Raw genomic sequence first — 21,416 nt, 5'->3', positions numbered from 1 at the left:
CTCCTCATAATTGTGAGGAGCTTTTTTTTGAGTGTTGCCGGATAATCAGTTCAAACAGTTTAATTGCTACTCCTCCTCCTCTACATTTATCCCTATCTGTTTCAGCAACAGTGATGCGTTAAAGGTTTTACACTCTCCGTGCTTAATTTTATAATCGAACAGCATTTCGCCGTTTTGCACCTGTATATCAAAATAAAAGTTACGCACATAAGCAGGGTACTTATCTTCTAAGCGGGCAATCTGCAGATCGTGTGTGGCTACCATGCCTACTCCCCTTTTACTTATCAGCTGCTCAATTACCGCTTTGGAGCCAAGGTATTTATCTACGGAATTAGTACCCCGCAGCATCTCATCAATCAAAAAGAAAACACGGCTATCCTTACTTACGGCAGCAAGCAGCATTTGCAGCCTGTCGAGTTCGGCTTTAAAGGTTGAGGTACTCTCTTTAAGCGAATCTTTAATACGCATATAGCTTACAATAGTAATAACCGACACCTGCATGTGCGACGCGCAAACAGGCGCACCCGCCAGCGCAAGCACGGTATTAATCCCAACGGTACGCAGGAAGGTGCTTTTCCCCGCCATATTTGACCCGGTGATGATGTCGATATGATAAGCATCCTCCAACTCGTAATTATTAGCTACACGGTTTGCAGAGCGGATAAGCGGATGAGCGATATTTTTAGCCGTTAAGGTATAACCCTCTGTATCGGCGATCAGCGGAAATGTCCACTCCGGATAATTAATGGCAGGTACCGCGATACTGATCAGCGCCTCAAATTCAGCGATCACATCAAAGGCTTCTTCCAGGTTAGTGTGGTTATCACGTTTCCAGTTCTCGATATTTATAATTTGCTTTAACGCCCATAAAAAAAACACATTCAGCACAAAGCCAACTATCATAATAAGGCTATAGCCAAGCTTGTTAATGAATTTGGATAATTCTTCTATATTTTTTGAAGTTTTGTTTTTTTGAAGTTTTCCGTTCAGCTCCAGGCACCGTTTAGATTGCCATTCGTTATTTTCAATCGCTTTAAATACAACAGCATAATTTGCCAGCACAGCCCCAATTTTATCGGCAACTGCACCCGCTTTTAAAATATAACTGCCTTTTGATACCAATATAAACATGTTGAAAAATGCTATCGCGGTAGCAACTAATGTAAAAACAGGATAAAATGCACTAACGATCAATACACCGAACAACAAATACGGCGCTATTTTAATATATATACTTAACCATTTTTCGCCGGGTAAATTTAACGGCATGCTTAAATAAATAAACAGGCGTTTCATTTGGTCGGTATCTTCCTTATTTGCAAATAGCAGCTTGGTTTGCGTATTTACCTTCCAGTCGTTTTTAGCGGATATTTCTTCTACGGCTTCCTGGCGTAACAAAATCGTGTCCTTGTCAGCAGGTGCATTTAGCCATGCCGCCAGTTTGTCATTCCCGGCAGACGTAGCTGCACGGTTTATTAAATGAAACAGCGAGTTGTTACCAAAAACGTCCAGATCTGAAGTGTAAAAGTGCTTATCGTTACTATAGTCCTGACCATTATCATACAGATTTCCTCCATTAGTTAGTCCGGCTATTTCGTTCTCATTTATCTTTTGCAGATCAAGATAATAATCGCGTTGGCTTTCGTATCCGCTTTGACGGGAAACCAGCCAGGCAAAACCAAATAGCAGAACAACAAATGCAACAGCCATAATGGTAAAAGTATCCCGGGTTATAGTAAGGTATATAGCGAATATCATCAGGCCGAAAATCCCTAACCTTAACAAAGAATAGGTATTGGCAAGTTTTTTATATTTCTCAGCCTCATTAGCTGCCGCTTCCGCCGCCTGTTTATAGTTGTTTAAAATATCCTGTTCCATTTATTTGGGGTATCGTTTTTATTTTAGATAGTTTTACAAGTTTTCAATTTTACAACAAATACATAACATTTCGGCCCTGTATATGAAGATCACTTTTATAACCGTTGGCAAAACCGAAGATGCTTACCTTAAAGATGGCATTGAAAAATATGTAAAACGCATTAAGCATTATACCAAACTGGATATTATTGAACTGGCCGAACTAAAGAACACCAAGGCTTTAACCGAAGAGCAGCAAAAAACAAAAGAAGCCGAACTGATACTTAAAAAAGTATCGCCGCAAGATAATTTGATATTACTTGACGAGGGCGGGCAGGAATTTACCTCGGTACAATTTGCCAATTATCTAAATAAACGGGCCGTAAATTCAGTAAGCAGTTTGGTATTTGTAGTAGGCGGCCCCTACGGGTTTGATGAATCGGTATATCAGCGAGCAAATGATAAATTATCGCTAAGCCGCATGACTTTTTCACACCAAATGGTGCGCCTGTTTTTTGTGGAACAGCTTTACCGGGCTTTCACCATCATTAAAGGCGAACCCTATCATCACCAATAAACGTGCGGAAATGCTGGCATGAAAATGGGTTGCACATTTTCAATAAGGTAATTTATCTGCACATCTGAAATTTGCACATCTTTAATTAACTTTACCGTATGGCTCACGATCATTCCGGACATCACCATCACGACCACACCCCGAAGCTTGACCACCTGAACACGGCCTTTATTGTAGGTATAGTGCTCAATTCGGCCTTTGTGCTTATCGAGGTAATTGCGGGCATACTCAGCGGTTCGTTATCGTTGTTAACAGATGCCGGTCATAATCTTAGCGATGTGGCATCGCTGGCGCTGGCATTACTGGCTTTTAAGCTATCTAAAGCAAGCGCAAACAGCAAGTACACCTATGGGTATAAACGGTCAACCATTATGGTGTCGTTTTTCAACGCGGTAATTTTGTTTGCCGCTGTGGGCTTCATCGTTTACGAGGCGGTTATGCGGTTTATGCAGCCAGCAAACGTAGCGGGTAGCACAGTTGCCTGGGTAGCCTTTGCAGGAATTGCCATAAACGCCTTTACAGCATGGCTTTTTGTGAAAAACAAAGATACCGACCTGAATGTTAAAGGCGCTTATCTGCACATGGCGGTTGATGCCATAGTATCATTAGGGGTGGTAATATCGGGCATTATTATATACTTTACCCATTGGTTTTGGGTAGATAGCGCCGTGAGTATTATTATAGCTGTAGTGATACTAAGCGGAACATGGAGCCTGCTTACCGATAGCCTGCGACTGGAAATGGACGGCGTGCCAAAAGACATCGACCTTGAAAAAATAAAAGCCGAACTAATGAAGGCTAAAGGCGTAGTTGATGTGCACCACATGCACGTTTGGGCGCTAAGTACTACCGAGAACGCGCTTACCGCCCACCTGGTGGTAGACCCTGAGGATATGCAAATTTTTGACGACATAAAACAAGACCTGCGTCACCGGCTGGAGCACCTGTCCATAAGTCACAGTACCTTTGAACCCGAATTTGCAGATGAAGAATGCGGGCAGCCGGAATGTTAGATAACAATATAACAAAACTTTTATATACCTAATATGAGCACCACCCGAAGAAATTTTATAGCAACAGCCGCTACGGTAGCCGCAGGCACCGCCGTTGCTGCTGCATCACCAATAATACATATGGAAAAAAGTAAATATCCCGTAGTACACCACGTATTCTTCTGGCTTAAAAACCCCGGCTCAACCGAGGATCGCGATAAGATCATAGCCGGACTAAAAACCTTGCGACAAATTGATGTTATTAAAGACCTGCGCATTGGCGTAGTAGCCAGTACCGAGAAACGCGACGTAGTTGATAACAGCTGGGCCGTATCCGAATTAATGTTTTTCAGCGATCTGGAAGGGCAGGCAAGCTACCAAAGCCACCCCATACATCAGGAATTTATAAAAAACTGCAGCCACCTTTGGGAAAAGGTTATCGTATATGATGCGGTAGACGCGGAGTAACAGCACCCATTTAAAACAAAGCCCCGATAGTATAAACTACCGGGGCTTCCTATATTTATCAAATTTGCTTAAGCTTTTTTAGCCGGCGCCTTTTTTGCTTTTGCTTTAGGGGCGGCTTTAGCAGCGGGCTCCTCAGCAGATGTTTCTTCTTTCACAGGTTCTTCAGCAGCGGGTGCTTCTTCAGCAACCGGGGCGGCGGCGGGATCGGCCTCGTTAAACAAAGGCAGATCTTTTAACAGCAGGTACCAGTTAATGATCTTCTTCATATCGCTGGCGTAAACCCTTTCCTCATCATGGTCGGGTGCAACCTCGCGGAAAAAGTCGCGCATTTTTTTCGCGTCATCTTTAACAGAAGGCACACTGTCCGAAGTTTTCATACGTTCAAAAACATCCGATAGTTTAATATCATCTTCCAAACCAAAAATGGTGATCTCATTTAAAGCCGCCAGTTTAGCGGTCGACAGGTTTGCTACCAGTTTTATTTTTTGCGCGTCCAAACTCTCCAGCACATAGCCCGTTTTGTTTTGTGCCAGCGCTTTCCACAAACCGGGTTTGCCTGATACCGCTACTATTCCGTGTAAATTCATATTATTTAGTTGCGAGTAAATTCATCGGGAAGCACTAAAAAATGCTGCTCCGCTGCTTACTATTTATTCCTCAATTATATCTATTCCTAAAATTTTATCACCTGCACGTATGTCATCAACCACATCAACGTTTTCAACCACCTTACCAAAGCAAGTGTGGTTACGGTCAAGGTGAGCCGTATTATCGCGGCTGTGGCAGATAAAAAATTGTGAGCTGCCGGTATTACGGCCTGCGTGTGCCATTGATAAAACACCACGATCGTGGTATTGGTTATCACCGGTTAATTCGCAGTCGATGCGTTTACCTGAACCGCCTGCGCCTGTACCTGTTGGGTCGCCGCCTTGTATCACAAAGTTCGGGATAACACGGTGAAAGGTAACGTTATTATAAAAACCTGATTTAGCCAGATCTAAAAAGTTAGCTACAGTGTTAGGGGCATCCTTGTCGTAGAACTGAACGGTCATGTCGCCCTTTTCGGTTTTAATTATTGCTTTGCTCATTTGTTTTATTTTTAAACAGTTGGCAAAGGTAAGTATTTGAGCGGAAAGGTGAAAGAGCGATTGGAGAATGGTGAGTAGTGTATACTGAAAAGTTAAATAATGGACGGTGTATTAGCCATATTAGCCACAATCTTTCTTCATTATACTATTATAGCTTGTATATAATACCATTTCTAATTAATCGTTACATTTGGTAACAGCAGATGAATAATTTATATAAACGGCGCTCAATTTCCTCGATCTCCCTTTCTCCTAAAAGTTTCTTGCTTTTAGCTTTTGTGCTTTTGCCTTTCTGCTTAAAAGCTTCTTCTATCCTCATCCCTATGGATGAGGATCAAAAAGATCACCTAAAATCTTACGGCATTGCCTTTTGGACGCTGAAGAACGGTGAGGAGGTGGATTGGCTGCTGAATTACCGTGGCGGCAGCTTTATGATGAAGTACGACCAAAAAGTGGAGCAAGAGTGCAAGATACGCGGCGTAAGCTACGAGGTTATACCTGATGCCAAAGTTACCCAGATATTGACCGAGGTGAGCGATCCATCGGTTAATATGGATATTGTTAAACTGCAAAAAGCACCCAAAATGGCAGTTTATTCCCCAAAAAGCAAACTCCCCTGGGATGATGCCGTAACTATGGTTTTAAAATATGCCGAGATACCCTATGATGTGGTTTATGATGAAGAAGTAATAAACGGCGACCTGCCCAAATATGATTGGCTGCACCTGCACCACGAGGATTTTACGGGGCAATTCAGCAAATTCTATTCGGTTTATAAATACGCCCAATGGTATAATGATGATGTAAAGGCACAGCAGGCTATGGCCAAAAAGCTCGGTTTCCAAAAAGTATCGAAAATGAAACTGGCGGTGGCGCAGCATATCCGCGATTTTTGCGCGGGTGGTGGTTTCCTGTTTGCCATGTGCAGCGGTACCGATACTTTCGACATTGCCTTAGCTGCCGCCAACACTGATATTTGCGGGCCAATGTTTGATGGTGATGCCGCAGACCCTGATGCGCAGTCGAAACTTGATTTTACGCAGACCTTTGCTTTCCAGAACTTTACGCTGGATATGAATCCCGATTCGCACCAGTTTAGTAATATTGATGCCGGGCCCTACCGGGATATTGACCAAAGCCGTGATTTTTTCACCTTGTTTGATTTCTCTGCCAAATGGGACGTGGTACCCAGTATGCTTACGCAAAATCATGATAAAGTAATAAAGGGATTTATGGGCCTTACCACCGCCTTTAATAAAGATAAGCTAAAGCCGGGCGTAATAATTATGGGAGAAACCAAAACAGCTAACGAGGCGAGGTACATACATGGCGAATATGGCAAGGGCCAATGGACATTTTATGGAGGCCATGACCCGGAGGATTACCGCCATGCCGTAGGCGACCCGCCAACCGATCTGAAATTGCACCCAAACTCACCCGGCTACAGGCTGATATTAAACAACGTACTCTTTCCCGCTGCCAACAAAAAGAAACAAAAAACATGACAGAAAACAAAAACTGAAGTCTTCCTTTTCGGGATAGATTTAGAGGAGTTAATTATAAAACGTCCAGGCTACACCAAACTTAAGCGACCGATCCATTTGCGGGTAACGGTTCACCGTATAAAATCCGTTGCTTAAAAGGCCCTGGTTTACATAATCATACTTAACAAAAATATTGGTTCGTTGTAAAGTAGCCTTAAAAAATATGCTCGCTACGGGATACGAGGAAAAAGTAACATCAGGCCCGTTATAAAACTGCCCTATGCTTAACGCGTACGATGGTGCCAAATATTCCGTATTAAAACGGACATTTACTCCCATTTGCGATTTCAGCACACTAAATAAGGTGGTGCCAAAATATAAACTGCTGAAAGTATACACCTCGGGCGTACGCAAAATATCATGCTGGTCAGTTTTTTGGTAAACCACATAATTATCAAAATGCAGTTTGCGCCACTGTATATTTTTACCCAAACTTATCTTCAGCAAATTAATATTGCTTGCAGCCTGTTTGGGGCTGGCATCAATACCACCCGGCTGCGATGCAAAATACAGGTAATCGGTCAGCAAAAAGTATTCGGCTTTCAGGTCAACATCCAGCAGATCGTTAATATAATTAAAAGAGAGATTGGTTGTTTTTTGGTTGGCAAAGCTGTTGTTAAAAAAATAATGGTTAGATATCCAGTTAGTATACACCATTGCCGGTGAACTGCTTTGCAGATACGCCCCTAAAACAATTCTGCCAGCTTTTTTACCGCCGGCAAGCGTCAGTTTGGCATCATATAACAGATCACCAAAACTATGGCCCTGCACTATCTGGCGCAGATCGCCCTCCAGGTTCACCTTATCACTAAACCGGTAACCTAATTTCGCTTTCAGGGTAATATTCTGGAACGATTGGTTTTGCATCCTGCTTTGTCCCAGTTCCTTTCTGCCGTACACATTTATCAGCGTGTCATTTACAAACTGGCTTATCTTATAATAATCCTGTGTAATACCCAGGTCAAGCTTCAGTTCGTTTTTTATGATAGATGTAGACTTACCCCTCAGGTAAAAGCTATAGGAAAAATCGTTTTGCAAATGCAGCACATTCAGCGAATCACGTGACCGCCCTGCGCTGAAATAATAATCCGGAAACACATTGTAGGTATCCATATCATTTTGCAGGTAGTTATATTTGCGCTGGTTAAAATAAAAAGTGTAGGCAACCTTTTGAGTAGGTAAAACACTGTTTACTTCTTTCCCGTTCTTTAGGCTATCAATATGGCCTATGTAATAAAACTGCTTAAGGTAAAGCCCGGTATTTTTCCAGTTTTCGTAACTGCTGGGCAACTTTACACGCTCTGTAGTTTTATCAAAAACCGTTTGGCTATTGCTAAAAATATCCTCCTTTTGCAGTCCTCCGGTCTCCGGCGCTTTAAGGTTATTAAACAAAATATTACCTAATAAATTATACCGCTGATTTACGGAGTGATACCAGGTAAACACACCTGCATTAAAATCGCTCACATTTTGCTTTAAAACATTATTAGTGCTGTAATACCCTTTTGATCCGTTAAAGTTAAGCAGAAAGCCTACGTTCCAGTTAGGTTTTACATTTTGAGTGTGCAAGGCTTTAAAGTATTGGTCGCCGCTGCCCAGCAAAGTGGTGTATAATGATAATAAGGTGTAAGGCACCCTTGCGTTATAATAATTAATATCCTGCGGGGTAACCAGGTAGGCGTCAAGTGCATGCTGGCCTTCATCAAACCCAATGGTTTTACGCGGGTCAAACAATAGGCTGCGTTGTGCAACACCCAAATACCCAAGGCTTATTTTAGGGCTTCGGGGCTGTTCAAGCACACTGTAGTTTTCGAAATTAGTAAGGGTAGTATCCAGAGGAAACAACCGTATGCTGTCGGAAAGCAAACTTTCATTGGTTACCCTTATAAATTTAGAATTAAATTCAATGGAATCCTTCCGGTTCTCTTCAAGTTTACGCAGTGAATCAAGGCTCACCACGCCGCCACCGGGCCTCACATTACTGCTTGTATCTCGGCTGTAAACCGGGTCGGTATTTTTCTGGCCCGGGAATGTGGGCCTGCCTGATATTTGGCCAAAAACTGATTGCACGGCAGCACATATCAATAAAACAAGTATGTATTTAAGCTTATTAGCCATTAAAGCCCTGCTATTAGTTCTTTTAGTATCAACGTTAACTTTGGTTCCGCTTCGTGTGCAACGGCCAGTATATCCTCAACCGATACCGGTTTCAAATCTTCAGGAAAACCCTCATCTGTTAAAACAGATATGGCAAATACCGGCAAACCCATATGGTTGGCTACAATTACCTCAGGTGCGGTACTCATACCAACAGCATCTCCGCCTATTATCCGTAAGTATCTGTACTCGGCACGTGTTTCCAGGTTAGGGCCGGTAACCGCTACATAAACTCCCTTATGGCAATTTATATTGTTGGCACCGGCTATTTTAAGTGCTTTGCTGATCAGGTCGCGTTTATACGGTTCGCTCATATCCGGAAAACGCGGCCCCAATTCTGCATTATTACGTCCAACTAACGGGTTTAATGGCTGCAGGTTAATATGGTCTTCTATAACCATCAGGTCGCCCTTTTTAAAATCGGGGTTTAATGATCCGCTGGCGTTGGATACAAAAAGCGTTTTTATGCCCAGCATCTTTAATATCCTTACCGGAAATGTAATTTGCTGCATGGTATAGCCTTCATAATAATGTAAACGCCCCTGCATGGCCACCACTTTTTTACCGGACAGCGTACCAAATATCAGCTTTCCGGAATGAAACTCCAGGGTTGACATCGGAAAATCAGGAATGTTAGAATACATTAACGATTTTTCAACCTCAATTTCGTTAACCAAACCACCTAATCCGGTGCCTAAAATAATACCTGCTTCGGGTTCAAAATCGCCTATGCGGCCTTTTATATAATTAACAGTATACTCAATTCTTTCTAACATAATTTAATATTAACTGGTCAAACTCAGGCTGTGCGCCGCCTAATACCTCAACACCTATGGGCAATACAAATACCGGAAGCCCCTTAAGTGCCTTCCGGTGTATCAGTAAACGCTGTGCATCCTTTTCTGTTGTAACAATAAATTTATTTTGCGCTTTACAGGCATTAAACTCACGGGCAAGTTTAGTGATATTTTTTAAGCTAAACTGATGATGATCCGGATATTTATGATGGATAACCGCAGGTGTATGTTCTTTAATATGTTGCACCAAAGGGTTTGAATTGGCGATGCCGGTAAGTAAAAAAACCGTGTCTTCATTGTTAATAACCTTGTTTACCATATTTCCGTGCAAATCCTGCAGGGGCATATATTTAATAGCGGTAAAAAATACAGGCTGCCAGTTCAAAGGATCAATACGATAGTAAGCTCTTGTTTTTTCTTCATCGGTAATAGTTGGGGGGCATTTAGTTACTACCATAATATCAGCCCGCCATCTGCCGCTGAACGGCTCGCGCAGGTTTCCTGCCGGCAGCAGCACATGTATATGATCTATCCGGCTGTAATCAAATAGTAAAATACTCAGGCCCGGCTTAACCGCCCGGTGCTGAAAGGCATCATCCAGTAAAATCACCTCATGATCTTCTTCAAGCAATTCAATACCCCTTACCCTATCCTCGCAAACGGCAACCGTTAACTCGGGGAATTTATGCTTGAATTGGGCCGGCTCATCGCCTATCTGTTTTGCCGTAGCACTCGTGTCAGCTAAAATAAAGCCGCGGGTATCGCGTCCATAACCCCTGCTTAGTATAGCTATAGCATTATCAGCTTTTAAAATTCTTATCAGATACTCCGTCATCGGACTTTTACCGGCCCCGCCTACATCAAGGTTACCAACAGAGATAACCGGCAGATCGAACTCACGGATTTTAAATATCCGGGTATCATACAACCAGTTACGGATAAGCATCACCAATCCGTATATGATAGAAAATGGCAGCAGCAGCCAGCGCAGGTATCTCATATAAGGCAACAAAAATAGTTTTTATTAAAAGCAATTCGCAATTTAAGCGCTTATCTATAACTTTATTAATGTGTTAAACAATCTGTCATGAAATATTTATTGCTGCTGCTTTCTTTTTTATTTAGTATAAACGCATCTGCCCAAACTGATAGTAAGTTAATGGACAAACTGCATCAGGCCATAAAAGGCTTTAACGGACAGGTAGGCATTTATGTACACCATTTAAAAACCGGGCAAACTGCATCCATAAGCGCCGATCTGCCTTTCCCGACAGCCAGCATGATAAAAGTGAGCATATTAAGCGGCCTGATGGATAAAATAGAAAAAGGCGAACTGCAGTATAACCAAAAACTGGTTTACCGCGATTCGCTTTTATACCCCGGTGAGGATATATTAGGCTCATTTAAGGATGGCGACACCATACAGTTAAGCAAGGTGGCCCTGCTGATGATCACCATGAGCGATAATACGGCCAGCCTTTGGCTGCAAAAATTGGTTGATGGGGCTTACATTAACAGCTGGCTGGCAGCTAATGGCTTTAAAACCATGCGGATTAATTCGCGGGTTGACGGACGCGAAGGCATACGTGCCCAATATGGATGGGGCGTAACTACCCCTTATGAAATGTGCCGCCTGTTCATCATGATAAGGGAGGGTAAGGCAATAAGCCCGGCCGCCAGCCAACGCATGTACCGTATATTAAGCCGTATTTATTGGGATGATACTGCATTATCGCAGATTCCGCCGTACGTGCAGGCAGTATCCAAACAGGGCGCGGTTGATGAATCCCGGTCAGAAACGGTAATGGTAAACGCGCCTCACGGTGATTATGTATTTTCCATTATCACCAACCATAATACCGATCAAAGCTGGACACCTGAAAACGAGGCTGATGTGCTTATCAAAAAGGTATCGGCCCTGCTATGGCATTATTTTGAACCGGAAAGCAAATGGAAACCCGCACCCGGCATAGCTAAATATATGCTGAATGAATAGCTTAATTTAATTCGCTCAGTAAATCTTCTACATCAAGGCGGCGGGTGTACATCATTAAATTACCCTGCTCATCAAGCGGCCAGTTATCACGCGGCCTGTCCCGGTAAAGCTCAACGCCATTACCATCCGGGTCATCCAGATAAATAGCTTCTGATACGCCGTGATCTGATGCCCCTGTTAAGGGATACTTCGCGTCAATCAATCTTTTTAAAATAGCCGCCAGATCTTTACGTTCCGGGTATAATATTGCAGTATGGTATAAACCCGGTGCATACTCCGGCGCGGGTGAAGCGCCTTTGCTGTGCCAGGTATTTAAGCCGATGTGGTGGTGATACCCCCCTGCCGAAATAAACGCCGCCTGATCGCCGTAAGTGGCCATTATCTCAAATCCAAGCAAGTCGCAATAAAACGCTATTGACCGTTGCAGATCGCTTACTTTTAAATGTACATGGCCAATACGCGTGTTGGCGGGTATCTTATAATCGTTCATTTATTTATAAATTTATTAGTAAAGTTAGCATGCCTTAACAAATTAATTGTGACCTAAAAGTAAAAATAAATGTTTAAACATTTATTTTTAGCGTGAAAACCTTTGCAGGTTGCTCCTATAGCAGGTGCAACATTAAAATAAACCTTATCTTTGCAGAATGATCATCAAATCTGCCGACTTTATTTGCAGCAATACTCAAATATCACGTTTGCCCATTCCCATAAAACCTGAGTATGCTTTTATTGGCCGCTCTAATGTGGGTAAATCATCGCTGATAAATATGCTTGCTCAAAAAAAGGGGTTAGCTAAAACATCGCAAACACCAGGTAAAACCCAGCTGATCAATCATTTTCTGATAAACGAGAACTGGTATATTGTTGATTTACCGGGGTATGGATACGCGCGGATATCCAAATCAAAAAAAGAGGACTGGAATAAGTTTATCCGCTCCTATCTTGATAAACGCGAAAGCCTGCAATGTGTAATGGTATTGATAGATAGCAGGCTGGAGCCTCAAAAGATAGACCTGGAATTTTGTAACTGGCTTGGCGAAAAAGGGTTGCCATTTATATTGATATTTACCAAGGCAGATAAGCAGTCGAACATTAAAACCGATCAGAATATTGCAAAATTCCGGAAAGCGCTGCTTACCACATTTGAAGAAGCACCGCAATATTTTGTTACCTCTGCCGAAACTTTGCTCGGCCGTGATGAAGTACTGGGTTTTATTGACGGCATAAACAAAAACTTTGATGCCCCGGTTTTTAATGAGGATTTTTATAAACAGTAAATACACACCCCTAACCCCCTCTCAAGAGGGGAATTATTGAATACACTTTGGGGCATTTATTATAAGGATGAAAAAATATTTATCATTAGTAACTTTTTCGCATACCATATTTGCTATGCCTTTTGCCTTTATAGGCTTTTTTTTGGCAGTAACCACCACCCACCACGTTTTTGAATGGCAGCAACTGGTTATGATGCTGTTGTGTATGGTATTTGCGCGTAACTCGGCCATGGCGTTTAACCGCTACCTCGACAGGGATATCGATGCTAAAAACCCACGTACTAAACTTAGGGACATACCGGCTGGCCGTATTAGTCCGGCGGCAGCTTTAACTTTTACCATTACTAACTGCCTGCTGTTTATTTTCACTACCTGGTTCATTAACCCCCTATGCTTTTACCTTTCACCAGTGGCTTTATTAGTAGTATTAGGCTACAGTGCCACTAAACGCTTCACCGCTTTGTGCCATTTGGTATTGGGGCTGGGCTTATCTTTAGCCCCGATAGGCGCTTATTTGGTGGTTACCGGGGCATTCGCTTTAACTCCATTATTTTTCTCGCTCTCGGTTTTATGCTGGGTAAGCGGTTTCGATATTATTTACGCATTGCAGGATGAGGACTTTGATCGCGACGAACACCTGCATTCTATACCCGCCTATTTAGGTAAGGTGAACGCTTTATGGCTATCAACAGGGTTACATATATTGTCTGCTATATTTATTGCAATGCCGGTATTTTACACCCATGTAGGCTTGCTGTATTACGCGGGTATCGTATTCTTTTGCGCCATGCTGATTTATCAACACCTGTTGGTAAAACCTAATGATCTTAGCCGCGTAAACCGGGCGTTTATGACCACCAACGGCATAGCAAGCGTGGTGTTTGCCGCCTTATTTTTGTTGGACAGGGTTTGGATGAGGTAATCACTTTTTATTACTACACTTTAAACTTTTTCAGCGCATTAACCTATACGCATTTTCACACTTGCGCGTTATTCCGCATATTTGCACATACACATCTAATAAACCATGATACATAAAAAAACACGCACCTATATACCTGCCGATCTGGAAATTAATTGGGAAACCCTGGAACCTATTTATCAGGAATTGCTTAACCGCCCCATTAATTCTGTTGAGGAACTGGAGCAATGGTTAAAAGACGGCAGCGAACTGCAGGCAGCTTTAGAGGAGGATTTTGCATGGCGCTACATCCGCATGACCTGCGATACCATGAACCCCGATCTGCTGGAAAGTTTTCAATACTTTGCTACCGAAATAGAGCCTAAAACCGCTCCCTATAATAACGACCTCAATAAAAAGCTGGTAGAGAGCGAATATGTAGATGAACTGGAAGATAAGAAATATTACATTATGCTGCGCGCGGTTAAAAAATCTCTGGAGCTTTTCCGGGAAGAGAACATTCCGCTGCAAACACAGATACAGGTAGAACAGCAAAAATATCAATCCATAACCGGTTCCATGTCGGTACAAATTGGTGATAAGGAATTCACCCTGGAACAGGCCTCCGTATTTTTAAAAGATACCGACCGTACTAAACGTCAGGAAGTTTGGGAAAAGATAACCACCCGCCGTTTAGCCGATAAAGAGAAACTGGATACCTTATTTGATCATCTGCGTGCCCTAAGGCATAAAGTAGCCCTTAACGCGGGTTTCGAAAACTTCCGCGACTATATGTTTCAGGCACTGGGTCGTTTTGATTATACCCCCCAGGATTGCTACGCTTTCCACGCCGCTATTGAAACCGAAATAGTACCTATCTTACGCGAACAGGCCGAAAAACGAAAAGAGGCATTAGGAGTTGCTATACTTAAACCCTGGGATATGGATGTTGACCCATCCGGTAAGCCTGCCTTAAAGCCATTTAGCAGCGGCGAGGAACTGGTAGAAAAATCTATACAATGCTTCAGCAACATTAACCGTTACCTGGGCGAACGGCTGGAAATCATGAAAGATAATGATCTGTTTGATGTAGAGAGCCGTAAAGGCAAAGCGCCGGGTGGTTATAACTATCCGCTTTCCGAAACAGGAGCGCCTTTCATCTTCATGAATTCCGCCAATACCTTCCGCGATCTCACTACGATGGTACACGAGGGCGGCCATGCGGTACACACCTTTTTAACTGCCGACCTGGAACTGAACGATTTTAAACATTGCCCGAGTGAGGTTGCCGAGCTGGCTTCCATGTCAATGGAATTAATATCTATGGATAACTGGGATGTTTATTTCGATAACGAGGAAGATCTGAAACGAGCCAAGCGCGATCAATTATTCGATGTACTGAAAACACTGCCATGGGTAGCCGTGGTAGATCAGTTTCAGCACTGGATATATACCAATCCCGACCATACGGATGCCGAGCGTACAGAAGCATGGTTGAAAATATACGAGCCATTTGGCGCAGGGTTCGCCGACTGGAGCGGTAACGAACTGGCCGAACAAAATTTGTGGCAAAAGCAATTACACATTTTCGAGGTTCCGTTTTATTACATTGAATACGGCATGGCGCAATTAGGCGCTATAGCCGTATGGAAAAATTATAAAGAGAATCCCGAAAAAGGCTTACAGCAATATCTGGATGCGCTTAAACTGGGTTACACCAAAACCATTACCGAGATATACGAAACCGCGGGCATTAAATTCGATTTCAGCGCCGGTTATGTAAAAGAACTCGCGGAATTTGTAAAAAGCGAAATGGATAAAATATAAGCATGACCGCACGGGAAAATATCAACCAGGCTGTAAACGCTTTTTGGACCATCCTGTGTTTTATTCCCGTGTTATGGTGCTGGTATGATGATTTTTCGCCTATACTGCTCAGCCTGTTCCTGGCGCTCAGTGTTTTGGGGCAGGCGCTTCCACTGCGTAAGTTTCAAATAAGCACCCGCCCCGCTTTTTACGAAAAGCTTGGTGCCAAAACAGTACGTAAAATGGTGCAAAACGGCGATTATGTTAACCGGTATTTGCGCAGCTCTGAACGTGCCGGCCCCATTATTAATAACCGGGAACGCGCCGCGCAGTACATAAACAGCGTTGCAGTATACCAGCGCTATCATTTAATATGCCTGTTTTTCTTTTTGTTTACGGCGGGTTACGCACTTTGGCTGCAAAGGTATGGCTTGTGCGCAGCGGTGCTAATAAGCAACGTAATTTACAATGTAATGCCTGTTATATTACAGCAGTATAATCGTGCGCGTATAGCCAAAATTACTAACTCACGGTCATTTTAAAACAATAAAGAGTAAAGGTGTAAAACTTAAATGCTTTTTATAGGTTAAAGCATCTATGAAAAAGCTAACCATAATTCTTTGCATTACCCTGTTTGGAATAAACAGCTTTGCGCAAACATTAAAACCGGTAAAAATAGATAGCCTTGTTACCGTGTCATTACCGGAGGATTATCAAAAGAAAGATACACTTGGTCAACAAATATATTCTGCCAATAGCGCTTACGGTTATATGGTGGTTATCCGTGCGGAAAACGCGAAAGGCAATACCGCATTAAAAAAGGAAAAGGACCTCAATAAGGTATTAAAAGATTATATAAAAGGCATTAAGGGTCAGGCTGAAGGCAGTGCCCAAAACGTTCGTGATACCACTATAGGCCACTTAAAAGCCAAAACATTTACCCTGCAAACAGACCAAGGTGAAGGAATAAAACTGCGTAACTTCATTATTATTTACACACAGGAGGTTACTTATACCTTTGAATATTTTTATGAAGAGATGCGGAAAGATCTCGTGAACGATGAGTATAAGGCATTTTCCAGTTCCATTAAACTATCACCACAATTACAGCGTAACGACCAGTACCTTACTGATGCAAAGGGCCTATCTACCGGCGCAAAGGTGGCCATATTTGGCGGCGGACCAATTATTATACTGGTTATTATTATTGCCATGGTACGCAGAAAGAAAAGGAAACAAGAAGAAGAAGCATAAATTTAATTGCTTTTTTACCAGTTATTATATTTGCACATATCAGAAAAGGTGTTCCGCAAGCAAAACAGCGGAACACCCTTTTTATTCATTAAAACGCTGATAATAAGTAATTTATAATTTAATACATTTATAAAAATATAAAACATTCTATTGTAAAAAACTGATAAGCAGAGTGTTCCGCTTGTTCCGTTTTTGTATACACACCAGCGGAACAGAACAAGAAAATAGTTTCAGTGCTATAATTTTCTTCGCGATAAAAGTCCGCGATTCCATCGGGACGTTTGTAAAAATGGTCTGCGATCTATCCAGCTTAGCCACAAAACAGTTACCACCGTACCAATTACCGATCCTGCCAAAACATCCTCAAAAAAATGCTGGCTCAGGTATATCCTTGAAAACCCAACCAATACAGCGATCACCAAAAACAATGCGCCCCATAATTTATTTTTAACCAGATAGGTTAACACCATACCTGCCGAAAAAGCAGTAACCGTATGGCCCGATGGAAAACTATGAGTACTTAAAATATACATATCCTTTACAAAATGGATCTGATCCAGCTTGGCCGAAAAATAAACCTTGGGGCGGGGCATGTCAAAGCTGTATTTTAATATCTGCGCCACTACTGAGGTAATAATGTAACCGGTTATCAGCAAAAAAGAAGATCGGTAGCTATAGAAAAGCAAAACAATGGCTATAATTATAATAGCAATACCATCGCCAATATAGGTTACATAAGGCATGACGATATCTGCCCAGTTACTGTACCGGGCATTAACCGCAAAAAAGATGGTTTCGCGGGTGTAAAGTACCTTTATAATAATACAGGCACATAAAATAATAAGGTATGGTAAAAAAAAATACCTGTTACGGTATAAAACATCTTTAGCGCCAGTATTCATTCCTCACAAAGTAACGTATATACTTTATCAATGCAAAAAAATGGTTATGTTTGGTAGTTAACTGAAAAAACTGATCTAATAATGTCGAAAAGCCTATTCCGCAGAAAATCTGTTGAAAAAATTTTGGCCGATGTAGCTTCCGGCTTCAGCGATGCCGAACATCCCGGAACCGCTTCCCATCTTAAAAAGGAACTGAACGTAAAAGACCTTACCCTTATGGGTATAGCAGCAGTTGTTGGCGCAGGTATTTTCTCAACTATTGGCGAGGCGGCATTCAACGGCGGCCCCGGAGTAACCTTTTTATTTATTATTACAGCCATTACCTGCGGATTTTCGGCCATGTGTTATGCTGAATTTGCGTCGCGTATACCTGTGGCGGGCAGTGCTTATACTTATGCCTATGCCTCATTCGGCGAACTGATAGCCTGGATAATAGGCTGGGACCTGCTGATGGAGTATGCTATAGGTAATATTGCCGTAGCTATATCATGGAGCGAATATTTCGTAAACCTGCTGGAAGGCTTTCATATTCACATGCCGGGCTACCTAACTATGGATTATTTTTCGGCCTTTACCGCGCATGAAAAAATACAGCAGCTTACCACCAGCGGCAATTTAGCCGAAATAACCGACAGGCTAAAAGTAGCCGCAGCAGCCTGGGCAAACGCTCCTGGCATCGGCAATTTTAAGTTGATAGCCAACATACCTGCGTTAGGTATTGTATTTATTATTACTTATCTGGTTTATGTAGGTATACGCGAAACCAAACGCGCCACAAACGCCATGGTGTATCTTAAAATAGCCATCGTTATTGCGGTTATCGCAATTGGATTTTTTTATGTAACGCCGGCTAACTGGCACCCGTTTTTACCAAACGGCTTTGGCGGGGTAATGAAAGGGGTATCGGGTGTGTTTTTTGCGTATATAGGGTTTGATGCCATATCAACCACCGCTGAAGAATGCGAAAACCCGCAACGCGACCTGCCGCGCGGTATGATCTACTCGCTGATTATTTGTACTGTGCTATATATACTGATATCATTGGTATTGACCGGCATGGTTAATTATAAAAATTTACAGGTAGGCGATCCGCTGGCCTATGTATTTGCTAAAGTTGGCTTAAAGAACATCAGCTATATAATATCTATAAGTGCCGTTATAGCAACAGCAAGTGTACTGCTAATTTTCCAATTAGGACAACCGCGCATATGGATGAGCATGAGCCGCGATGGTTTATTACCAAAGGCCTTTTCACGTATTCATCCAAAATTCCATACCCCTTCATTTGCTACAGTAGTTACAGGCTTTGTGGTAGCTATACCTGCTCTCTTTTTAAACCTAACCGAGGTAACTAACTTAACCAGTATAGGTACATTGTTTGCCTTTGTGCTGGTATGCGGGGGCGTACTATTACTCCCCCGTGAGGAAGCAGTTAAAGGAAAATTTCATTTACCTTATATCAACTCGCAATGGATAGTACCTGTTTTATTTATAGCAGGTGTTATATTTTTTAATGATAAGATCTTGAATCTGTTTAACGGTACAAACGCGCATGAACGTTTTCCTTATTTCCTGTTCATACTGTTATCTGCTACTTTAACGGTATTATCATTTATAAAAAAGCTATCCTTAATACCCGTATTAGGCTTATTAAGCTGCTTTTACCTGATGTCGGAATTGGAGTATGAAAGCTGGATCAGGTTTTTAGCGTGGCTGGTAATCGGGTTAGTTATTTATTTCACTTACGGCTATAAGCATAGCGTTATCGCTAAAGAAAATAAAGCCGCCGTTAAATAACCGGTGGCTTTACATATTTTCAGGAAAACAATGCTTATTTTATCTTATACGGTGCAACTCTACGCTATCCGGCGATGTGATCATTAACGGTACTTTCTCAATGGTTACAAAACTAAGGTCGAGACCAAAGTTGCGTTCTTCGGATAAGCTTACCTTTTTGAGGTGAACGTAGATGAACATAATAAAACGTTCATACAATGACAGTTTATGTGAACGTGACACGATCTTCTCAATCACTACAAAACGGAAATCGCCCACAATTTTATGCTTATTTAATGATTTGTAAGTGCTGGTAATATCTATTTCGCCGTTTTTAACCAAATCCTCAACCACTTTCCTGAATAGAAGGTTTATTTGCTGTTCCACCCTGAAACCAAGTTTAAAATCAATCCGAACCAGTTTACCCGGCACCAAAAAGTCTACCTCATAATCGCGGCGGTACGGCTCGTCAACAACATCAACGTGTACCAGCCAGTAAACATCAGCACGTTTAGGCTGCTTTTGTAATATGGAGTAAATGATCTTCGACTCTATTTCAGAGTTAAAGTTAGCGCTGGTCAGATATACCAGCTGTGACGCGTATTTTGAAACAGTTTCGTCGTCGCTTAGCTCCTTAAGTATATTAAAATAATCTTCTATCTCAATAAATTTAACGTAGCGGTTTTTTATTTTACGGGCAATGTACCATGTCCACATCACAATAAACAGGATAAGCCCCATACTAAGGGTAAACCAACCACCATGTATGAATTTTACCAGGTTACCCATTAAAAAGGTACCTTCAATAAATAAATAAACCGTTAAAAATGCACCTATAACATATGCAGGCAGCTTTTTACGTTGCAAGAATTTAGATACCAGTATAGTGGTCATCAGCATGGCTACGGTAATACTTAAACCATAAGCAGCCTCCATATTGGCGGAATGCTGAAACAACAATACCACTCCTATACAGCCAACGCAAAGTATCCAGTTTATACTGGGCACATACAATTGGCCTTTTTGCTCCGAAGGGTAATTGATACGTACCTTAGGCCATAGGTTCAGCCTTACGGCTTCAGCTATTAGTGTAAATGAGCCGGAAATAAGCGCCTGGCTGGCTATAATAGCCGCTACGGTTGCGATGCCTATACCATATATTAAAAACCACTGGGGCATTATTTTAAAGAATGGGTTTTGCATATTCAGATCAAGCACTTGACCATTACGGTGAAGTAACCATACCGCCTGCCCCAGATAGTTTAATATAAGGCACGATTTTACGTATATCCAGCTTATACGGATATTATCACGACCACAATGTCCGAGATCGGAGTAAAGGGCTTCGGCCCCTGTGGTACATAAGAACACCGCACCTAAAATTATAAATGCATTATAATTAGAAGTAAGTAATTCATAAGCGTAATAAGGATTAAGCGCCTTTAACACTACCGGCATTTGTACAAGGTAACTTACACCTAAAACACCCATCATGGTAAACCAAATGAACATAATAGGCCCAAACGCCTTACCTACTAATGAGGTGCCAAACTGCTGTATAATAAATAATGCTGCTATGATGCCAATAACAATTTGCACCGTAGGCAAATGCGGGTAGTAGGTTTCTAACCCCTCAATAGCTGATGATATGGTAATAGGCGGCGTAATTATACCATCTGCAAGTAAAGCGCAGCCACCTACCACTGCAGGTACTATAAGCCATTTAGCCTTCCGCCTTACTAACGAGAATAACGAAAATATACCACCCTCACCTTTGTTATCAGCCCTTAATGTAATTACAACGTACTTAAGAGTTGTTTGAAGCGTAAGCGTCCAGAAGATGAGGGAAACTCCTCCAAGTATTAATGTTTCTGAAATTCGGCTCGAGCCTACTATGGCCTTAAAAACGTATAAAGGGGATGTACCTATATCGCCGTATATAATTCCTAAACTGATAAGCAGCCCCGCGGCTGATAGTTTTTGAAGATCTTTATGATTTGACACTATGTTCTAAAAAGTTT

General features: G+C 42.1%; 21 protein-coding genes. 11 read left to right on the top strand and 10 right to left on the bottom strand.

Features of this window, described 5'->3' with window-relative positions:
• Positions 1-66: 66 nt before the first annotated feature.
• Positions 67-1,878: a MutS-related protein gene (locus I5M19_RS14560; protein ID WP_200067092.1), complete on the bottom strand. Its 1,812-nt coding sequence runs from the start codon at positions 1,876-1,878 to the stop codon at positions 67-69.
• 82 nt (positions 1,879-1,960) lie between these two features.
• Between I5M19_RS14560 and rlmH the strand changes: the two genes are divergently transcribed.
• From rlmH to I5M19_RS14545, 3 genes are all read left to right on the top strand, one after another.
• The gene (rlmH, locus tag I5M19_RS14555; RefSeq protein WP_200067091.1) at positions 1,961-2,434 is read left to right on the top strand and encodes a 23S rRNA (pseudouridine(1915)-N(3))-methyltransferase RlmH; all 474 of its coding nucleotides are present in this window, start codon (positions 1,961-1,963) and stop codon (positions 2,432-2,434) included.
• A gap of 98 nt (positions 2,435-2,532) precedes the next feature.
• Positions 2,533-3,447, top strand: coding sequence for a cation diffusion facilitator family transporter (locus I5M19_RS14550; protein ID WP_200067090.1), 915 nt, complete (start codon positions 2,533-2,535; stop codon positions 3,445-3,447).
• Between the two features lie 33 nt (positions 3,448-3,480).
• Positions 3,481-3,894 carry a Dabb family protein gene (locus I5M19_RS14545; RefSeq protein ID WP_200067687.1) on the top strand — a complete coding sequence of 138 codons (414 nt, stop codon included), beginning with the start codon at positions 3,481-3,483 and terminating at the stop codon, positions 3,892-3,894.
• Positions 3,895-3,962: 68 nt separating this feature from the next.
• Here I5M19_RS14545 and I5M19_RS14540 read toward each other — a convergent pair whose 3' ends face one another.
• From I5M19_RS14540 to I5M19_RS18750, 3 genes are all read right to left on the bottom strand, one after another.
• The gene (locus tag I5M19_RS14540; protein ID WP_200067089.1) at positions 3,963-4,481 is read right to left on the bottom strand and encodes a DUF5606 family protein; all 519 of its coding nucleotides are present in this window, start codon (positions 4,479-4,481) and stop codon (positions 3,963-3,965) included.
• Between the two features lie 63 nt (positions 4,482-4,544).
• Positions 4,545-4,982, bottom strand: coding sequence for a peptidylprolyl isomerase (locus I5M19_RS14535; protein ID WP_200067088.1), 438 nt, complete (start codon positions 4,980-4,982; stop codon positions 4,545-4,547).
• 184 nt (positions 4,983-5,166) lie between these two features.
• Positions 5,167-5,301 carry a hypothetical protein gene (locus I5M19_RS18750; protein WP_262895514.1) on the bottom strand — a complete coding sequence of 45 codons (135 nt, stop codon included), beginning with the start codon at positions 5,299-5,301 and terminating at the stop codon, positions 5,167-5,169.
• 4 nt (positions 5,302-5,305) lie between these two features.
• On the opposite strand from I5M19_RS18750, the gene I5M19_RS14530 reads away from it, so the two are divergent.
• Positions 5,306-6,487 (top strand): asparagine synthetase B, encoded by a 1,182-nt coding sequence (locus tag I5M19_RS14530; protein ID WP_200067087.1) that lies wholly within the window; start codon positions 5,306-5,308, stop codon positions 6,485-6,487.
• 48 nt (positions 6,488-6,535) lie between these two features.
• Here I5M19_RS14530 and I5M19_RS14525 read toward each other — a convergent pair whose 3' ends face one another.
• Genes I5M19_RS14525 through lpxK form a run of 3 tightly spaced genes read right to left on the bottom strand, consistent with a single transcriptional unit; the run spans position 6,536 to position 10,480 of the window.
• Positions 6,536-8,644 carry a putative porin gene (locus tag I5M19_RS14525; RefSeq protein ID WP_200067086.1) on the bottom strand — a complete coding sequence of 703 codons (2,109 nt, stop codon included), beginning with the start codon at positions 8,642-8,644 and terminating at the stop codon, positions 6,536-6,538.
• Positions 8,644-9,459: a purine-nucleoside phosphorylase gene (locus I5M19_RS14520; RefSeq protein ID WP_200067085.1), complete on the bottom strand. Its 816-nt coding sequence runs from the start codon at positions 9,457-9,459 to the stop codon at positions 8,644-8,646. The genes I5M19_RS14525 and I5M19_RS14520 overlap by 1 nt, the downstream gene beginning before the upstream one ends.
• Positions 9,443-10,480: a tetraacyldisaccharide 4'-kinase gene (gene lpxK, locus I5M19_RS14515; protein WP_200067084.1), complete on the bottom strand. Its 1,038-nt coding sequence runs from the start codon at positions 10,478-10,480 to the stop codon at positions 9,443-9,445. Before lpxK ends, I5M19_RS14520 begins: the two co-directional genes overlap by 17 nt.
• 87 nt (positions 10,481-10,567) lie before the next feature.
• Here lpxK and I5M19_RS14510 point away from each other — a divergent pair, with 87 nt between their 5' ends.
• A complete protein-coding gene (locus I5M19_RS14510; protein WP_200067083.1) occupies positions 10,568-11,476 on the top strand; it encodes a serine hydrolase in 909 nt (302 codons plus the stop codon).
• Position 11,477: 1 nt separating this feature from the next.
• Here I5M19_RS14510 and I5M19_RS14505 read toward each other — a convergent pair whose 3' ends face one another.
• The gene (locus I5M19_RS14505; protein ID WP_200067082.1) at positions 11,478-11,966 is read right to left on the bottom strand and encodes a VOC family protein; all 489 of its coding nucleotides are present in this window, start codon (positions 11,964-11,966) and stop codon (positions 11,478-11,480) included.
• Between the two features lie 157 nt (positions 11,967-12,123).
• Between I5M19_RS14505 and yihA the strand changes: the two genes are divergently transcribed.
• The 5 genes from yihA (at position 12,124) to I5M19_RS14480 (ending at position 16,717) form a co-directional block, all read left to right on the top strand.
• A complete protein-coding gene (yihA, locus tag I5M19_RS14500) occupies positions 12,124-12,756 on the top strand; it encodes a ribosome biogenesis GTP-binding protein YihA/YsxC (protein ID WP_200067081.1) in 633 nt (210 codons plus the stop codon).
• A gap of 67 nt (positions 12,757-12,823) precedes the next feature.
• Positions 12,824-13,678 (top strand): UbiA-like polyprenyltransferase, encoded by an 855-nt coding sequence (locus I5M19_RS14495; RefSeq protein ID WP_200067080.1) that lies wholly within the window; start codon positions 12,824-12,826, stop codon positions 13,676-13,678.
• Between the two features lie 105 nt (positions 13,679-13,783).
• On the top strand, positions 13,784-15,484 hold the full coding sequence (locus tag I5M19_RS14490; protein WP_200067079.1) for a M3 family oligoendopeptidase: 1,701 nt from the start codon (positions 13,784-13,786) through the stop codon (positions 15,482-15,484).
• Between the two features lie 2 nt (positions 15,485-15,486).
• Positions 15,487-16,005, top strand: coding sequence for a glycosyl-4,4'-diaponeurosporenoate acyltransferase CrtO family protein (locus I5M19_RS14485; RefSeq protein WP_200067078.1), 519 nt, complete (start codon positions 15,487-15,489; stop codon positions 16,003-16,005).
• Positions 16,006-16,060: 55 nt separating this feature from the next.
• Positions 16,061-16,717, top strand: a complete 657-nt coding sequence (locus tag I5M19_RS14480; RefSeq protein ID WP_200067077.1) for a hypothetical protein — start codon at positions 16,061-16,063, stop codon at positions 16,715-16,717.
• A 236-nt stretch (positions 16,718-16,953) separates the two neighbouring features.
• On the opposite strand, the gene I5M19_RS14475 is transcribed toward I5M19_RS14480, so the two are convergent.
• On the bottom strand, positions 16,954-17,619 hold the full coding sequence (locus I5M19_RS14475) for a phosphatase PAP2 family protein (protein ID WP_200067076.1): 666 nt from the start codon (positions 17,617-17,619) through the stop codon (positions 16,954-16,956).
• A gap of 81 nt (positions 17,620-17,700) precedes the next feature.
• Between I5M19_RS14475 and I5M19_RS14470 the strand changes: the two genes are divergently transcribed.
• On the top strand, positions 17,701-19,416 hold the full coding sequence (locus tag I5M19_RS14470; RefSeq protein WP_200067075.1) for an APC family permease: 1,716 nt from the start codon (positions 17,701-17,703) through the stop codon (positions 19,414-19,416).
• A gap of 39 nt (positions 19,417-19,455) precedes the next feature.
• Here I5M19_RS14470 and I5M19_RS14465 read toward each other — a convergent pair whose 3' ends face one another.
• Positions 19,456-21,399: a KUP/HAK/KT family potassium transporter gene (locus I5M19_RS14465; protein ID WP_200067074.1), complete on the bottom strand. Its 1,944-nt coding sequence runs from the start codon at positions 21,397-21,399 to the stop codon at positions 19,456-19,458.
• Positions 21,400-21,416: the final 17 nt, after the last annotated feature.

Origin of the sequence: Mucilaginibacter segetis, assembly GCF_016522075.1 — a bacterium.
In the GTDB taxonomy this organism is placed as follows: Bacteria; Bacteroidota; Bacteroidia; order Sphingobacteriales; family Sphingobacteriaceae; genus Mucilaginibacter; species Mucilaginibacter segetis.
Note: the sequence above shows the minus strand (reverse complement) of the source record. Positions and strands in the feature narration are given on the sequence as shown.

Excerpts from the sequence above, each read along its gene's own strand:
- I5M19_RS14540 (WP_200067089.1), bottom strand. The coding sequence starts at position 4,481 with ATGAATTTACACGGAATAGTAGCGGTATCAGGCAAACCCGGTTTGTGG.
- I5M19_RS14490 (WP_200067079.1), top strand. The coding sequence starts at position 13,784 with ATGATACATAAAAAAACACGCACCTATATACCTGCCGATCTGGAAATT.
- I5M19_RS14550 (WP_200067090.1), top strand. The coding sequence starts at position 2,533 with ATGGCTCACGATCATTCCGGACATCACCATCACGACCACACCCCGAAG.
- I5M19_RS14485 (WP_200067078.1), top strand. The coding sequence starts at position 15,487 with ATGACCGCACGGGAAAATATCAACCAGGCTGTAAACGCTTTTTGGACC.
- I5M19_RS14525 (WP_200067086.1), bottom strand. The coding sequence starts at position 8,644 with ATGGCTAATAAGCTTAAATACATACTTGTTTTATTGATATGTGCTGCC.
- lpxK (WP_200067084.1), bottom strand. The coding sequence starts at position 10,480 with ATGAGATACCTGCGCTGGCTGCTGCTGCCATTTTCTATCATATACGGA.
- I5M19_RS14470 (WP_200067075.1), top strand. The coding sequence starts at position 17,701 with ATGTCGAAAAGCCTATTCCGCAGAAAATCTGTTGAAAAAATTTTGGCC.
- I5M19_RS14545 (WP_200067687.1), top strand. The coding sequence starts at position 3,481 with ATGAGCACCACCCGAAGAAATTTTATAGCAACAGCCGCTACGGTAGCC.
- I5M19_RS14520 (WP_200067085.1), bottom strand. The coding sequence starts at position 9,459 with ATGTTAGAAAGAATTGAGTATACTGTTAATTATATAAAAGGCCGCATA.
- I5M19_RS14535 (WP_200067088.1), bottom strand. The coding sequence starts at position 4,982 with ATGAGCAAAGCAATAATTAAAACCGAAAAGGGCGACATGACCGTTCAG.
- I5M19_RS14530 (WP_200067087.1), top strand. The coding sequence starts at position 5,306 with ATGGATGAGGATCAAAAAGATCACCTAAAATCTTACGGCATTGCCTTT.
- I5M19_RS14560 (WP_200067092.1), bottom strand. The coding sequence starts at position 1,878 with ATGGAACAGGATATTTTAAACAACTATAAACAGGCGGCGGAAGCGGCA.
- I5M19_RS14495 (WP_200067080.1), top strand. The coding sequence starts at position 12,824 with ATGAAAAAATATTTATCATTAGTAACTTTTTCGCATACCATATTTGCT.
- I5M19_RS18750 (WP_262895514.1), bottom strand. The coding sequence starts at position 5,301 with ATGAGGATAGAAGAAGCTTTTAAGCAGAAAGGCAAAAGCACAAAAGCT.
- I5M19_RS14510 (WP_200067083.1), top strand. The coding sequence starts at position 10,568 with ATGAAATATTTATTGCTGCTGCTTTCTTTTTTATTTAGTATAAACGCA.
- I5M19_RS14475 (WP_200067076.1), bottom strand. The coding sequence starts at position 17,619 with ATGAATACTGGCGCTAAAGATGTTTTATACCGTAACAGGTATTTTTTT.
- rlmH (WP_200067091.1), top strand. The coding sequence starts at position 1,961 with ATGAAGATCACTTTTATAACCGTTGGCAAAACCGAAGATGCTTACCTT.
- I5M19_RS14480 (WP_200067077.1), top strand. The coding sequence starts at position 16,061 with ATGAAAAAGCTAACCATAATTCTTTGCATTACCCTGTTTGGAATAAAC.
- yihA (WP_200067081.1), top strand. The coding sequence starts at position 12,124 with ATGATCATCAAATCTGCCGACTTTATTTGCAGCAATACTCAAATATCA.
- I5M19_RS14505 (WP_200067082.1), bottom strand. The coding sequence starts at position 11,966 with ATGAACGATTATAAGATACCCGCCAACACGCGTATTGGCCATGTACAT.